We start from the raw sequence: 13774 nt of genomic DNA, 5'->3' as shown, positions 1-13774 counted from the left end.
CTGGGAGGTATGAAGCTCTCTCGCCCCGTGTCCTGGTTCCTGCTCGCCTTCGGGGTGTGGAGCTGGTTCATCTGGATCACTTTCGTCAAAAACCTCTGGAAGGACGGGAGCGGTCTCGCCTTCGACGATGCGGGTGACCCGACCGCCTACTTCTGGGTCCATCTGCTGCTCGCAGTGGCTTCCTTTCTCTTGGGGACGGTGATCGGGGTGATCGGGTTCCGTGGCGTACGGGCCTTGCGCCGCGAGGCCGCGGACCGTACGCCCGAGCAGCCCTCCGCCCCCTCCTCGTCCGGCTCCTGAACCACGGGCACGGGGAGAGACGCCGTGATCTTCGCCCTGATCGTGGTCCCGGTCCTCGGACTGTTCTTCGGCGTGCACCGCTACCTGTGGTGCCGGCTCGTCCGTGACACCACCACCCCGGGGAGCCGGCTTCGCCGCACCGGCACCGTCGCGGCCTTCGTCCTCCCCCTGTTCACCCCCGCGGCCCTGCTGTCCGCCCGCGCCGGCACCCCCTTCCCCCTCCAGCAGGCCCTCGCCTGGCCCGGCTACCTCTGGCTGGCCCTGGTGCTCTACCTCACCCTGGCGCTGCTGGTGGGCGAAGTGGTCCGGGCGGTGTGCCTGCGAGCCGTACGCGCCCGCGAGCGCACGGAACCGGACCCGTTGTCGTCCCCCGCCCACGGGCCCGAGCCCCGCGCCCAGACCCCACCACCGACTCCGGAACCCACCCCCGACCCGCATTCCACCCTGCCCCCATCCCCATCCCCATCCCCATCCCCCTTCCCCTCCTCGGCTCCCACGCTTCTCCCGCCCCGCACCCCCGCCCTGCCGCCGCTCGCGACCCCGCCCCGCCGCCTCTTCCTCGCCCGGGCTGTCGCCGCCGGCGCCTCCCTCGCCGCCACGGCCGCCGTCGGATACGGCACCGCCACGACCCTCCGCGGACCGGTGATCAAGCGCGTCACGATCCCGCTGGCCAAACTGCCGCGCGCCGCCCACGGATTCCGGATCGCCGTGGTCAGCGATATCCACCTCGGCCCGGTCCTCGGCCGCGCTCACACCCGGCGCGTCGTCGAGACCATCAACCGCACCCGCCCCGACCTGGTGGCCATCGTCGGCGACCTGGTCGACGGCAACGTAGCCGACCTCGCCCCGGCGGCCGAGCCGCTGCGCGAACTGCAATCCCGGTACGGGTCCTATTTCGTCACCGGAAATCACGAGTATTACTCCGGCGCCGACCAATGGATCGACCACGTACGGGAATTGGGCATTCACCCCCTGGAGAATGCCCGCACCGAACTCCCCGGCTTCGACCTCGCCGGCATCAACGACGTCGGGGGCCAGACCGAAAACGCCGGCCCCGACTACGACCAGGCCCTCAGTGACCGGGACCCCGCCCGCGCCGTCGTCCTGATGGCCCACCAGCCGGTCACCATCCACGACTCCGTCCGCTACGACGTCGACCTCCAGCTCTCCGGCCACACCCACGGCGGCCAGATGTGGCCCTTCACCTACATCGCCGACGCCACCAACCCCACCATCGCCGGCCTGGAACGCTACGGCGACACCCAGCTCTACGTCTCCCGCGGCGCAGGCACGTGGGGACCACCGGTACGGCTGGGGGCCCCACCCGACGTCACCGTGGTCGAACTCGCTTCCCTTCGCGCTTAGATCGCTGCGTCGGACAACATGCGGAGGGGTTGCGCCGCGAAGGTAACAACCCCTCTACAAAGTGCGGCGCAATCCTGCGCTAAATCGGACAGATCCCGACTTTCGATCTTGCAACACAGGGGTGCAACTCCCTAGTATTTATTGACTTTACGTTGTCCTTACCGTGACGGCTGTGCGGGCGCGTGAGGGGGACGAGCGGGGAACGGGGAGGACGTCATGGGCAAGCACTTCAAGGTTGATCTGGACGAGCTGGACGGCGTCGTGCGCCAGCTTCGGCACCTTCAGCACGACATGAATGAAACCGGCCAGAGCGTCGAGTACGGCACGAACGTTCCGAAGTCGGCATTCGGGGTCAACTTCGGCGAAGCGGAGGAAGTCTCCCACGCCCATGACCGCATGCAGACGTATCTGAAGGACGTCGTCAAGGCACTCCAGGACCTCACCCACAAGTTCGGCGAAAAGACGGAATCGAGCCGCGGTGCTTACGAGGACCAGGATCACGAGACCAAGGTCTCGATGAACGGCTGACCTTCCAGGGCGACGTAGGGATGAGGACGAGAGGGATGACGATGAACGGGGGCCGCTGTGGTTAGCGCCATGGAGGAGAACGACAGCCGAAAGATGCGTGAGAAGCAGGAGAAGGAGGCAGAGCAGCGCGACCGGGCAAACAAGCTGAAGTCGTTCCAGAACGAGCGGCTGACCCCGCACTCTCCTTCCGACTTCCATCACCACGGCATCGACGCGCTCCGCAAGATGATCGAGAACGCCAAGCCGGAGACGCTCGAGACGGCCGGCGACCACTGGCGCAAGTCCGCCGATCTGCTCGGCGGGCAGGACGGACACGGCGGCGTCCGTAAGAAGTTCATGGACGCCGTCGATCACGCGACGGCGCACTGGGAGGGCTCGGCGGCCGACGCGTTCCGCAAGGAAGCCATCAAGGTGCTCGGCAAGATCGACAGGACGTACCGGCATGCCCGGAAGGCTGAGGCGTCGTTGATCGGCTCACGTGAGTCGGGCCCGCATGTCGGCCTCGCCCACAATCTCCGCCAGGCGATGACCGCCATGTCGAAGATCCATGACCCGGGTAAGTGGGACCGCTTCAAAGACGACAGCGGCGACGACGCCCAGTTCCACCGGGACATGGCGAACCCGAAGATGGACGCCCGCCAGGCGCTGGAGCTCAACCGGGACAAGCTGTCCCTGACCAAGGAGCGCCAGGTCGAGGCCGTCATCGTGATGGATGAGCTGGCGGACCACTACAAGGGACGCACCAAGATCTGGGTCGAGGACGGCGACGACGGCCTCCACGGCGACTGGCCGAAGGAGCCCTCGAACACCCCGCATCCGCCGCCGGTTCGGATGCCTGACACGGCCGACAGGTACCACCCGGACCCGTCGTCGGTCACCACGCATCAGCCCAACGGCGCGGGCGGTGGAGCGGTCCCGTCCGGATTCGACGGTCCCAAGGTCAGCCGTCCGGACCTCCCGGTCCAGACCGGGCTCGACAGCGTGCAGGGCGGCACCATGACCCCGCCCTCGGCTTCCGGTGGGCACCACGGTGCCCCTTCCGGTGGCGGACATGGCGTGGTCGGTGGTCCCGGCGGAGGCCCGGGCGGCGGGATGCCGCCGGGTCCCATGGGTATACCGGGGGGTGCCCTGCGGTCTGGCGGTGGGCGCGGTGCGCCTGGTGCCGGAGGTATGCGCGGAGGCATGCCGGGCGGCGCGGGTGCGGCAGGCGGCGCCAAGGGCGGCAAGGCCGGCGTGGCCGGACGCAGTGGTGCACAGGCGCGTACACGTGGCGGCATGGTCGGCAAGCCGGGGGGCCCCGCCGGCGGCGCCAAGCAGGGCGGCTCGGGGCTGCACCGCAGCCGAGGAGGCCAGCAGGCGGGCATGGGTGCCGCTGGAGCCAAGGGCAAGGACAAGAAGGAGAAGGAGCGCACCACTGGTCAGCGCCCCGACTACCTGGTCGAGGACGAAGAGACGTGGACTCCGCAACGTAATGTGGCGCCCCGCGTCATCGAGTAGGACACCGGCACCGTCATTCGGCGACTGGTGAGGAGTAGCCCCGCGCCCCGAGGGTGCGGGGCTTCTCTTCTGATGGAACACTGCCGCCCGGACAGCACAGCGAGAAGGAGCCAAGCATGAGGGTCACCCGAACACTGCGCGCGACGGTGGGTGCCGCGCTGACCGGCGCGCTGCTCATCACCGCGAGTGGTACCGCCTCCGCAGATCAAACACGCAAGGATCTGTGGCCGTTGGAAGCGTTCGGGGCCGAGCAGCTGTGGAAGGAGGCCACCGGTAAGGGCGTGACGGTGGCTGTGCTCGACACCGGTTTTCGGCAGACCCATCAAGATCTGAAGGGCCAGTTCCTTCCCGGGCCGGATTTCGGGAAGGCGACTCAGGAGGCGGGGGCCAAAGACCTCAAGCCGGGTGAGAACGTCCTCGACCACGGTACCGGCATGGCGGCGATCATCGCGGGCCACGGCCACGGTCCGGGGGGCTCCGAGGGCGTCAAGGGGCTGGCACCCGACGCCAAGATCCTTCCCGTGCCGGAGTACAAGAACTCTGGGTTGGCCACTCGCTGGGCCGCGGACCATGGCGCTGACGTCATCAATATGTCCTACACCGAGGGGCGTTCGGCTGACACCTGCGAATCCATCCACTACGCCATTTCAAAGGGCGCCGTGGTGGTAGCCGGTATGGGCAACGAATCTGCGACCGAGAAGAACTATCCGGTGGGCTGCCCAGGTGTGATCGGTGTCGGTGCGGTCGATCAATACGGCAAATCGGCAGAGTTCAACAACTACAACTCCGATATGGATCTGCTCGCGCCTGGGGTGAAGGTCCCGGCCGCGACGGGCAAGAGCGACTCGAGCTACCACACTGAGAACGGCAACTCGGGTTCGACCGCCTACGTCTCCGCCGCAGCCGCCCTCCTCAAGGAGAAGTACCCCAACCTCACACCCGGCCAGATCGCCAACCGTCTGGTGAAGACGGCCGGCCTGCCCCAGGACCAGAAGGGCCTCAAGCTCCCGGACGCGCACTACGGCTACGGCTTCATCCAGCCCGGCCCCGCCCTGCGGAAGGACATCCCCGCAGGCGCCAAGGAGGGCCCGCTGCCGATGCCGAAGGGCAAGGCGTCATCGCAGCTGGACGCCGGCGCGCAGGACGCCGACCCGCCCATGGGCGGCAAGCAGGCGCTCATGCTCTACGGCGGTATCGGGCTCGGCGTGCTCCTCGTCCTTGGCATCATCATCGCCGTCGTGTTCGCCGCCCGCCGCCGCAAGAACCCTGGTCCCCAGGCCTGGGGCTGAGCGCAGCCTGGTCCACCCCCTGCGGGGATGGACCGCACAACGAGCCGTGTCCGGATGCATACCGGACACGGCTCGTTCCGTACCCGTACCTGTCGTTCGTGCGAAGGGAGAAGGCCACGGGACGACCCGGTCGTGGATGGTGAAGCCGGGGCGTGAGGTCGAGGCGGAAACGGTAGCGGGGCCGTGCCGGGTGCCGTGCCGGTGGGGTGGCGCTCTCGACCTTGCAGGGCGGCAAAAAATCGGGCGACACCGTTCCGGGCCCGCTGTTACCTTCCCACCCCATGGACCCCGTAGGTGAAAAAGCAATACGTGCCTCGTTCGTCAACTGCTCGAAGGGGGAGGCGAGCAGGATCCATCTGCCCGTGGGGATGGGCGAACTCCCCTGGCATGACCTGGACTTCTTGGGGTGGCGGGATCCGGGGGCGCCGGACCGGAGTTATCTGGTGGCGCCGCGGGGCGACGGGATCATCGGGGTGACGTTGCGGGTGCCGCAGGGGGTGCGGCGGAGCTTCACCAAGACGACGGTGTGTTCGGTCTGTGTGACCGGGCATCCCGGGTCCGGCGTCAGCCTGCTCGCCGCGCGCCGGGCCGGGCCGCTGGGGCGGCAGGGGAACACCGTCGGGACGTATCTGTGTGCCGACCTCGCCTGTTCCCTCTACGTCCGGGGGCGTAAGCGGTCCCAGCTCGCCGGACGGAATGAGGAGACGCTGCCGCTGGAGGAGCGGATCGCGCGTACCGTGCGGAACCTGGAGGGGTTCCTGGACAAGGTTCTTGAGGGGGAGCGGTAGCGGCGCGGGTGCGGAGTCGGGGCGACGACGGAATCGAGGGGCGGAGGGGGAGCGGGTAGTCGCTCCCCCTCCGCCCTGAGCGGACCGCGTCGGCCGCGCGCTCCCCGTCCCTCACAACCCAGTTCTCCTACGGTGTCGTGGAACGGCAGGTGTTATCAACTTGCGCCAGAGATAGCGGAGTTGAGTGAGCGGCGGGCCGCGCTCGCAGCGTATGTGCAGGTCATGCGGGTGCGCCAGGCGGAGGACGAGGCGCCGGCGGGGAGGGCGCTGCGGTCGGACCGAGCGGTCCGGGGGAAGGCTTCCCGCGGGACGGGAGGCTACCCGCGGGTTTCGGTTGCGGCAGTCCACCCGCCGGACAGATCCTCGTGGCACGCCGCTCGGGGAGGCGGCGCAGAACCAGGGGGACGACGTGCTGCGAGTGCACTTCACCGCGCAGGATCTGGCGCGTACGAGGGTGGCCGAAGGGGCCGACCCGTTATGGGAGACGGTGCTGAGCCTGCACGCCCTGCGGGAGAACCGGGCCGAACCGGCGCTGGCCGCCTGGCGGCAGCATGCCGTACGGCACGGGCCGGGGCCGCTGCGGACCCTGCTGCCGCTGGTGCCACGGCACGGCTACTTCCCGGACTTCCTCACGCCGTTCGCGGGCCTGGACGGGGTCGAGCCGGGGCTGGAGGCCGTGATGAGCACCCCGCGCCGGCGGCTGCGGTCCGAGCTGGTGCTGCTGTCGGGGCACCGGGCGCTGCCGGGCTGGTCGCGCGGGATCGCGGACGGTGAGCCGGCCGCCTTGCGCCATCTGGCGCGCAGTCTGCGGATGTACCACCACCGGGCGGTGGCGCCGAGCTGGCCGCGGATCGCCGAACGCGTCGGCATCGACCGGGCGTTGCGCAGGCATGCTTTGGCGCAGTCCGGGGCGGAGGCGATGCTGCGGACGTTCGGGCCGGTGATGCGCTGGCGGCCGCCGGTGCTGGAGGTCGGCTATCCGGTGGAGCGGGACCTGTACCTGGAAGGGCGGGGGCTGGTGTTCGTCCCGTCGTACTTCTGCCGTGGGGTGCCGGTGGCGCTGGTGGACGAAGCCCTGCCGCCGGTGCTCGTGTACCCGGCGAGGGAGAAGGTGGGCGCCCATGCCGAAGGGCCCCGCCTCCGGGGGTACGGAGGCGAGGCCCTTCGGGAGGTGCCGGCGCTTCTAGGGGGGTGTCTCCCCGATCTCCGTGGGCCTGCGGCGCCTGGCACCGCACCTCGCGGCGTTGTCGGATCGTCCCCGTACGCCCAGTACGGGGACGATCCTCCGCCTTGCGATGCACGGCACCAGACGCCGCAGGCTGATCCACGGAGATCGAGGAGACACCCCCTAGGGCCTCTCCGACCCTGACCTGTCGGACAGGCCCTCGGAGGCAGGGTCGGGACCCGGATCGCCGCTGGGCTCAGAAGCGGCGGGTGATCAGCGCCCGCTTGACTTCCTGGATGGCCTTGGTGACCTCGATACCGCGCGGGCAGGCGTCCGTGCAGTTGAAGGTCGTCCGGCAGCGCCAGACGCCGTCCTTGTCGTTGAGGATTTCGAGCCGCTGCTCGCCGCCCTCGTCACGCGAGTCGAAGATGAAGCGGTGCGCGTTGACGATCGCCGCCGGGCCGAAGTACTGGCCGTCGTTCCAGAACACCGGGCAGGAGCTGGTGCAGGCGGCGCAGAGGATGCACTTCGTCGTGTCGTCGAAGCGCTCGCGGTCCTCGGCGGACTGCCGGCGCTCACGGGTCGGCTCGTTGCCGGTCGTGATGAGGAAGGGCATCACATCGCGGTACGCCTGGAAGAAGGGCTCCATGTCGACGACAAGGTCCTTCATCACCGTGAGGCCCTTGATGGCCTCGACCGTGATCGGCTTCTCCGGGTTGATGTCCTTGATCAGCGTCTTGCAGGCGAGACGGTTGCGGCCGTTGATGCGCATGGCGTCCGAGCCGCAGATGCCGTGGGCGCAGGAACGACGGAAGGTCAGCGACCCGTCCAGCTCCCACTTGATCTTGTGGAGGGCGTCCAGGACGCGCTCCTTGGGGTCGATCTGCAGCTGGAAGTCCTCCCAGCTGGCGTCCTCCGAGACCTCCGGGTTGAACCGGCGGATCCGGAAGGTGACCGTGATCAGGTGCGAAGCGCCGGCCTCGGCCGTGTCCGCAGCAGCGGAGTCCTTGTCGAGAGTCGGGGTGCTCATCAGTACTTACGCTCCATCGGCTGGTAGCGGGTCTGCACGACCGGCTTGTAGTCGAGGCGGATCGACTCGACGCCGTCTGCGCCCACCTCGCGGTACGCCATGGTGTGCCGCATGAAGTTGACGTCGTCGCGGTTGGGGTAGTCCTCGCGGTAGTGGCCGCCGCGGGACTCCTTGCGGGCCAGCGCGGACACGGCCATGACCTCGGCCAGGTCGAGGAGGTTGCCCAGCTCGATGGCCTCCAGCAGGTCGGTGTTGAACCGCTTGCCCTTGTCCTGGATGGACACGTTCAGGTAGCGCTCGCGCAGCTCGCCGATCTTCTCGACCGCGGACTTGATCGTCTGCTCGGTGCGGAACACCATCACATTGGCGTCCATGGTCTCCTGGAGCTCCTTGCGGATCTCGGTGATCCGCTCGCTGCCCGTGGAGTTGCGCAGCCGCTCGACCTGGTCGACGACCTGCTTCGCCGGGTCCTCGGGGAGCTCGACGAACTCGGCGGTGGCCGAGTACTCCGCCGCCGCGATGCCGGCCCGGCGCCCGAAGACGTTGATGTCCAGGAGCGAGTTGGTGCCCAGGCGGTTGGCACCGTGCACGGAGACACAGGCCACCTCGCCGGCGGCGTACAGACCCGGGACGACGGTGGTGTTGTCCGCCAGGACCTCACCCTCGACGTTCGTCGGGATGCCGCCCATGGCGTAGTGCGCGGTCGGCTGGATCGGGATCGGGTCCGTGTAGGGCTCGATACCGAGGTAGGTCCGCGCGAACTCGGTGATGTCCGGGAGCTTGGCGTCCAGCTGCTCCGGCGGCAGGTGGGTCAGGTCCAGGAAGACGTGGTCGCCCTCGGGACCGCAGCCGCGGCCCTCGCGGATCTCCGTGTAGATGGAGCGCGAGACGACGTCACGCGAGGCGAGGTCCTTCATGACGGGCGCGTACTTCTCCATGAAGCGCTCGCCGTCCTTGTTGCGAAGGATGCCGCCCTCGCCGCGCGCACCCTCGGTCAGGAGGATGCCCATGCGCCAGATGCCCGTCGGGTGGAACTGGAAGAACTCCATGTCCTCCAGCGGCAGCCCGCGGCGGTAGGCCGCGGCCTGGCCGTCACCGGTCAGGGTGTGCGCGTTGGAGGTCACCTTGAAGAACTTGCCGGTGCCGCCGGACGCGAAGATGATCGCCTTCGCCTGGAAGACGTGGATCTCGCCGGTGGCCAGCTCGTACGCGACGACGCCCGCGGACTTCTTGACGCCGTCGACGTCCTGGAGCAGCAGGTCGAGCACGTAGAACTCGTTGAAGAACTCCACGCCCTCCTTGACGCAGTTCTGGTACAGCGTCTGGAGGATCATGTGGCCGGTGCGGTCCGAGGCGTAGCAGGACCGGCGGACCGGGGCCTCACCGTGGTTACGGGAGTGACCGCCGAAGCGGCGCTGGTCGATCGTGCCGTCCGGCGTGCGGTTGAACGGCAGGCCCATCTTCTCCAGGTCGAGGACCGAGTCGATGGCCTCCTTCGCGAGGATCTCGGCGGCGTCCTGGTCGACCAGGTAGTCGCCACCCTTGATCGTGTCGAAGGTGTGCCACTCCCAGTTGTCTTCCTCGACGTTCGCGAGGGCCGCGGCCATACCGCCCTGGGCGGCGCCGGTGTGGGAGCGGGTCGGGTAGAGCTTCGTCAGGACCGCGGTGCGGCTGCGCTTCGTCGACTCGATGGCCGCGCGCATGCCCGCGCCGCCGGCGCCGACGATGACGGTGTCGTACTTGTGGATCTTCATGGTTCCAGTCAGCCCCGGCTTCAGGAGATGTTCGGGTCGAAGGTGAAGATCACCAGCGTGCCCAGAAGGACGGTGAACACCGTCGCGGTGTACAGCAGCATCTTCAGCCAGAAGCGGGTGTTGTCCCGCTGCGCGTAGTCGTTGATGACCGTACGCAGGCCGTTGGCGCCGTGCAGCATGGCCAGCCACAGCATCAGCAGGTCCCAGACCTGCCAGAAGGGCGAGGCCCAGCGGCCGGCCACGAACGCGAAGCCGATCTTGGAGACGCCGCCGTCGAGGACCAGCTGGATCAGCAGGTGGCCCAGGACCAGGACGACCAGCACGATGCCGGACAGCCGCATGAACAGCCAGCCGTACAGCTCGAAGTTCGTACGGGTCGACTTCGGGGTCTTGCCGGTGCGCTTGCGCGGCGGCTCGATGACCGGAGCGGGGTTGTCCACGTCGTAGAGCGTGACGTTGTCCGCCGCGGGGGCCCCTGCGGAGGTGGTTTCAGCAGACATCTCGCGTCAGCTCCCGAACAGCGTGCGCAGGGTGTGCTGCAGCACGGGGTAGAAGGCACCGGCCATCAGTACGGCCCAGATACCGACAACGGTCCACAGCAGCTGCTTTTGGTACTTCGGGCCCTTCGACCAGAAGTCCACGGCGATGACCCGGAGGCCGTTGAGCGCGTGGAAGAGGATGGCGGCCACGAGGCCGTACTCCATCACGTTGACGATCGGCGTCTTGTAGGTCGCAACGACGTCGTCGTACGCCTCGGGGGAGACGCGTACGAGTGCGGTGTCGAGGACGTGAACGAACAGGAAGAAGAAGATGAGGACGCCGGTGACTCGATGAGCCACCCAGGACCACATGCCTTCCCGGCCGCGGTACAGCGTTCCAGCCGGCACGGAAAAACCCTCCGGGAGCGGGGATTGGGGCCAGCCGGCTTCTCTGTCGGTCGGGCCCGGCCGGGTACGGTCCACCGGCCCTGGCCATCGTAGCGACGTGTTGTCGGTTCCTTGCGCCGGGGTCCTTAGGTGTGATCAAACAGGCACCAACGGGCTATCACACAAGCACGAACCGGAATGTTCCAGGTCACATGCCGCGATCCGTCACGGGCCGGAGGTCGTGAGCCGGGTCAGCCGTCCGCGGGTCAGCCTGCGCAGTTCGTCCGCGGCGACCGCCCGCTCCTCGTCCGGTTCATGGCCCAGCCGGGTGCGGATCCCGGACAGCACCTGGTCGAGCAGCTCCTCGTCGCGATAGCCGTCCAGGCAGATCACGAAGACATGGCGGAAGCGCCGCTCGTACTCGGCGTGCGCGGCGCGCAGCGCGGTGTGGGCGGCCAGGGTGCCGGGGCCGCGGGCGCCGACGAGCGGCTGGGAGGAGAACGACTCCTCGGCGAGCGCCTCGTCCAGCTCGGCCGCGGTCAGGTCGTAACAGGCCTCGTCGGCGGCGGCGAGCAGGGACTCCCGGTCCGGGTACGGGCGGTGCGCGGCGACCCGCTCGGCCCAGCGGCGGCTGCCGCAGCAGCTCAGGAGCACGGCCAGGACGTCTTCCCTGGTGAGGGCGTTGAAGCGGGCGAGCCCGAGGCCCTCGGCGCGGGGGTGCGGTAGCGCGGCGCCGCGGACCCGCGAAGATATGCCGCGCCGCGGGGGCTGCAGCGTCGTCGGCCGGGCGGCCGGGGTGTCACCGGACAGCGTGGGCTCCTCGGACGGATGCGAATAGGTCGGTTCGACAGGTGCGGGACGGACGACTGAAGGAAGCTGGGGGAGAAGCGGACCGAAGCCGGGACGCGGACGACGCGGCGGCGGGTATGGCGGTGGTGCGTGTGCGACGACACCCCGGCGGTATCCGGAGGTTCCGGGAGAGCCCTGAAGGGGGTGACGAAGGAGACGCCACGCTAACGACGCTTGGCGACCACTGTCCGACGGATGCGCGAATTTCACCCGGATGGGAGAGCTTTCGCGCCTTCCCTGGACGACCGGCTCCGCACACCTGGCAATGCCTTCGCCCCGAAAAGTGAGGATTGCACGATGTCGAACCCGATGCGGCCGCCGCGCGCCCCGCGGCCCTCGGCCTCCCCGCGCCCCGTCACGAGGCCGATGACGGGCAAGGGCCCGGCGGCCCGGTCCGCGCTGCCGGCCGCGGCGCTCGCCGGTGCCCTGCTGCTCGCCGGCTGCTCCGACGCCGCGGACACCGAGCCGCCCGGGAGCACCAGCGCCAAGATGAACCCCACCTCCGCCGCCACCCCGACCTGGGCGCCGGTGACCGGGACGCCGCAGGTCATCCCCGCCGTCCGCGACTTCCGCCGGGCCGACGGCCCCGGCTGGCGGCCCACCGAGGGGGCCCGGGTGGTCGTACCGGCCGGCGAGAAGAGCAATGTCGCCGACGAGGCCCAGCGGATGGCCCGCGACCTCGGCGGGCTGACCGTCGTCTACGGCGACCAGACCGTACGGCCCGGCGACATCGAGGTGAAGCTGACGGGCAAGAACGGTGCGGACCAGGCGAACAATGTGCCCGTCCAGGGCGCCGCCGACGAGGCCTACACGCTCACCGCCGAGGGCACCCGGCTCACTCTCACGGCCCCCACCGACGCCGGAATTTTCTACGGCACCCGCACCGTCAAGCAGGCGGTGCGCGCCGCCGGCGGGCTTCCCGAGGGCACCATCCAGGACCGTCCGGGCCGTCCGCAGCGCGGTATGTCACTGGACAACGCCCGTAAGCCCTTCACCCAGGACTGGATCGAGGCCCGGCTCAGGGAGATCGCCGACCTCAAGCTCAACCAGTTCCAGCTGCACTTCTCCGACGACCAGGGCTTCCGCATCCAGAGCGACACCCACCCCGAGGTCGTCTCCGCCGACCATCTCACCAAGGCCCAGATCCGCCAGATCATCGCGCTCGCGCGCAGTCTGCACATCTCCGTCATCCCGGAACTCGACTCACCGGGCCACCTGGGCGCCGTGCTCAAGTCCCATCCCGACCTGCTGCTGCGCCGCGCATCGGGCAGCGTGGTCCCCGGTGCGATCGATATCTCCAACCCCAAGGCGGCCCCGCTGATCGACTCGCTGCTGAAGGAAATGAGCGAGCTGTTCACCAACCCCAAGGGCGCGCCCGCCTACTGGCACCTGGGCGGCGATGAGTACCAGGCCCTGCTGTCGTCCACCCCGTCGACCACGTATCCGCAGCTCACCCGGGCCGCACGGCAGAAGTACGGACCCAACGGCACCCTCGAGGACCTGGCGACCGGCTGGCTCAACGACCGGCAGAAGACCGTGGAGGCGAAGGGCAAGAACCGGATCGAGGCCTGGAACGACGGATTCTTCTCCAGCCCGCGGGTGTCCGCCGACAAGAACCGGATGGTCGACTACTGGACCGGCAAGGAGGCCGGGCACCGTGACCCCTCGGGATTCCTGCGCGAGGGCCGCAACGTCATGAACTTCAACGACGAGTACCTCTACTACGTGCTCGGCGAGCCCAACCAGTTCGTCTACCCGACCGGCCAGCGGATCTACGAGAGCTGGACCCCGCTGGTGATCCGCGGCACCGGGGCGGTGGCGGTGCCCGCGAGCATGACCGGTCCGGACCGGATCCCCGGGGCGCGCTTCGCGATCTGGTGCGACCGGGCACAGGCGCAGACCGCCCCGCAGGTGGCGGCCGGTATCCGGCTGCCGCTGGCGGCGCTGGCGCAGAAGACCTGGGACCCGCGGACGCCCGCCCTGTCCTGGACGGGCTTCAAGGCGCTGGCCAACCGGGTGTGAGAGCAGGCCCGGTAAGAAACGGGTGAGAGAACCCGGTGAGAGAACCGGGTGAGCGAACGAGGACGGCCGGGGCCGCCACCCCCCACAGGAGAGGCCCCGGCCGTCGTTCGCGAAGGGCCGGTGAAGGCCCCCTATCCGGTACAGCGCCAGACGCCGCGAAAGCGTCACACGGGGTACGGGCAGGGGTACGGCTAGTGGTCTGGACGCGGGCCCGATCAGGCCCGTAACGTGCGGATCCGCGCCGGTGGGCGCACTGTTCACGCCGCTTGCCGCGGCCGCAAAAGCCGACCTTGCCGGGGGTTCCAGATGGGTTCGAGCGCG

At 69.1% G+C, this 13774-nt stretch carries 13 protein-coding genes; 8 read left to right on the top strand and 5 right to left on the bottom strand.

Annotated elements, in window-relative coordinates:
* The first annotated feature begins 9 nt into the window (after nucleotides 1-9).
* The 7 genes from SLV14N_RS14840 to SLV14N_RS14810 all read left to right on the top strand — a co-directional run bounded on the left by SLV14N_RS14840 (nucleotide 10) and on the right by SLV14N_RS14810 (nucleotide 7136).
* Entirely contained in the window at nucleotides 10-300 is a 291-nt protein-coding gene (locus tag SLV14N_RS14840; protein ID WP_208681317.1) for an SCO4848 family membrane protein, read from the top strand.
* A 24-nt stretch (nucleotides 301-324) separates the two neighbouring features.
* Nucleotides 325-1665: a metallophosphoesterase gene (locus tag SLV14N_RS14835; RefSeq protein ID WP_263269604.1), complete on the top strand. Its 1341-nt coding sequence runs from the start codon at nucleotides 325-327 to the stop codon at nucleotides 1663-1665.
* A gap of 216 nt (nucleotides 1666-1881) precedes the next feature.
* Complete coding sequence (locus SLV14N_RS14830; RefSeq protein WP_208681315.1) at nucleotides 1882-2193, top strand: hypothetical protein; 312 nt, start codon at nucleotides 1882-1884, stop codon at nucleotides 2191-2193.
* Between the two features lie 69 nt (nucleotides 2194-2262).
* Nucleotides 2263-3690, top strand: a complete 1428-nt coding sequence (locus SLV14N_RS14825) for a hypothetical protein (protein ID WP_263269602.1) — start codon at nucleotides 2263-2265, stop codon at nucleotides 3688-3690.
* Between the two features lie 146 nt (nucleotides 3691-3836).
* Nucleotides 3837-4979: a S8 family serine peptidase gene (locus tag SLV14N_RS14820; RefSeq protein ID WP_263269600.1), complete on the top strand. Its 1143-nt coding sequence runs from the start codon at nucleotides 3837-3839 to the stop codon at nucleotides 4977-4979.
* A 281-nt stretch (nucleotides 4980-5260) separates the two neighbouring features.
* Nucleotides 5261-5767, top strand: coding sequence for an FBP domain-containing protein (locus tag SLV14N_RS14815; protein WP_263269598.1), 507 nt, complete (start codon nucleotides 5261-5263; stop codon nucleotides 5765-5767).
* A gap of 409 nt (nucleotides 5768-6176) precedes the next feature.
* Nucleotides 6177-7136, top strand: coding sequence for a hypothetical protein (locus tag SLV14N_RS14810; protein WP_263269596.1), 960 nt, complete (start codon nucleotides 6177-6179; stop codon nucleotides 7134-7136).
* Between the two features lie 52 nt (nucleotides 7137-7188).
* Here the strand turns inward: SLV14N_RS14810 and SLV14N_RS14805 are convergent, their stop codons facing one another.
* The 5 genes from SLV14N_RS14805 to SLV14N_RS14785 form a co-directional block, all read right to left on the bottom strand.
* Nucleotides 7189-7962 carry a succinate dehydrogenase iron-sulfur subunit gene (locus SLV14N_RS14805; RefSeq protein WP_093637218.1) on the bottom strand — a complete coding sequence of 258 codons (774 nt, stop codon included), beginning with the start codon at nucleotides 7960-7962 and terminating at the stop codon, nucleotides 7189-7191.
* Nucleotides 7962-9716 (bottom strand): succinate dehydrogenase flavoprotein subunit, encoded by a 1755-nt coding sequence (gene sdhA / locus SLV14N_RS14800; RefSeq protein ID WP_208681311.1) that lies wholly within the window; start codon nucleotides 9714-9716, stop codon nucleotides 7962-7964. The genes SLV14N_RS14805 and sdhA overlap by 1 nt, the downstream gene beginning before the upstream one ends.
* Nucleotides 9717-9736: 20 nt before the next feature.
* Nucleotides 9737-10216, bottom strand: a complete 480-nt coding sequence (locus tag SLV14N_RS14795; protein WP_018089153.1) for a succinate dehydrogenase hydrophobic membrane anchor subunit — start codon at nucleotides 10214-10216, stop codon at nucleotides 9737-9739.
* Nucleotides 10217-10222: 6 nt separating this feature from the next.
* The gene (gene sdhC / locus SLV14N_RS14790) at nucleotides 10223-10603 is read right to left on the bottom strand and encodes a succinate dehydrogenase, cytochrome b556 subunit (protein ID WP_026169539.1); all 381 of its coding nucleotides are present in this window, start codon (nucleotides 10601-10603) and stop codon (nucleotides 10223-10225) included.
* Nucleotides 10604-10807: 204 nt separating this feature from the next.
* A complete protein-coding gene (locus SLV14N_RS14785; protein ID WP_263273155.1) occupies nucleotides 10808-11335 on the bottom strand; it encodes a 2-oxo-4-hydroxy-4-carboxy-5-ureidoimidazoline decarboxylase in 528 nt (175 codons plus the stop codon).
* 393 nt (nucleotides 11336-11728) lie between these two features.
* Between SLV14N_RS14785 and SLV14N_RS14780 the strand changes: the two genes are divergently transcribed.
* Nucleotides 11729-13453, top strand: a complete 1725-nt coding sequence (locus tag SLV14N_RS14780; protein ID WP_263269590.1) for a glycoside hydrolase family 20 protein — start codon at nucleotides 11729-11731, stop codon at nucleotides 13451-13453.
* Nucleotides 13454-13774 lie beyond the last annotated feature (321 nt).

Origin of the sequence: Streptomyces sp. Je 1-4 4N24, from assembly GCF_026239515.1 — a bacterium.
GTDB lineage: Bacteria > Actinomycetota > Actinomycetes > Streptomycetales > Streptomycetaceae > Streptomyces > Streptomyces nigrescens.
This window is presented reverse-complemented; position numbering and strand designations above follow the sequence as displayed.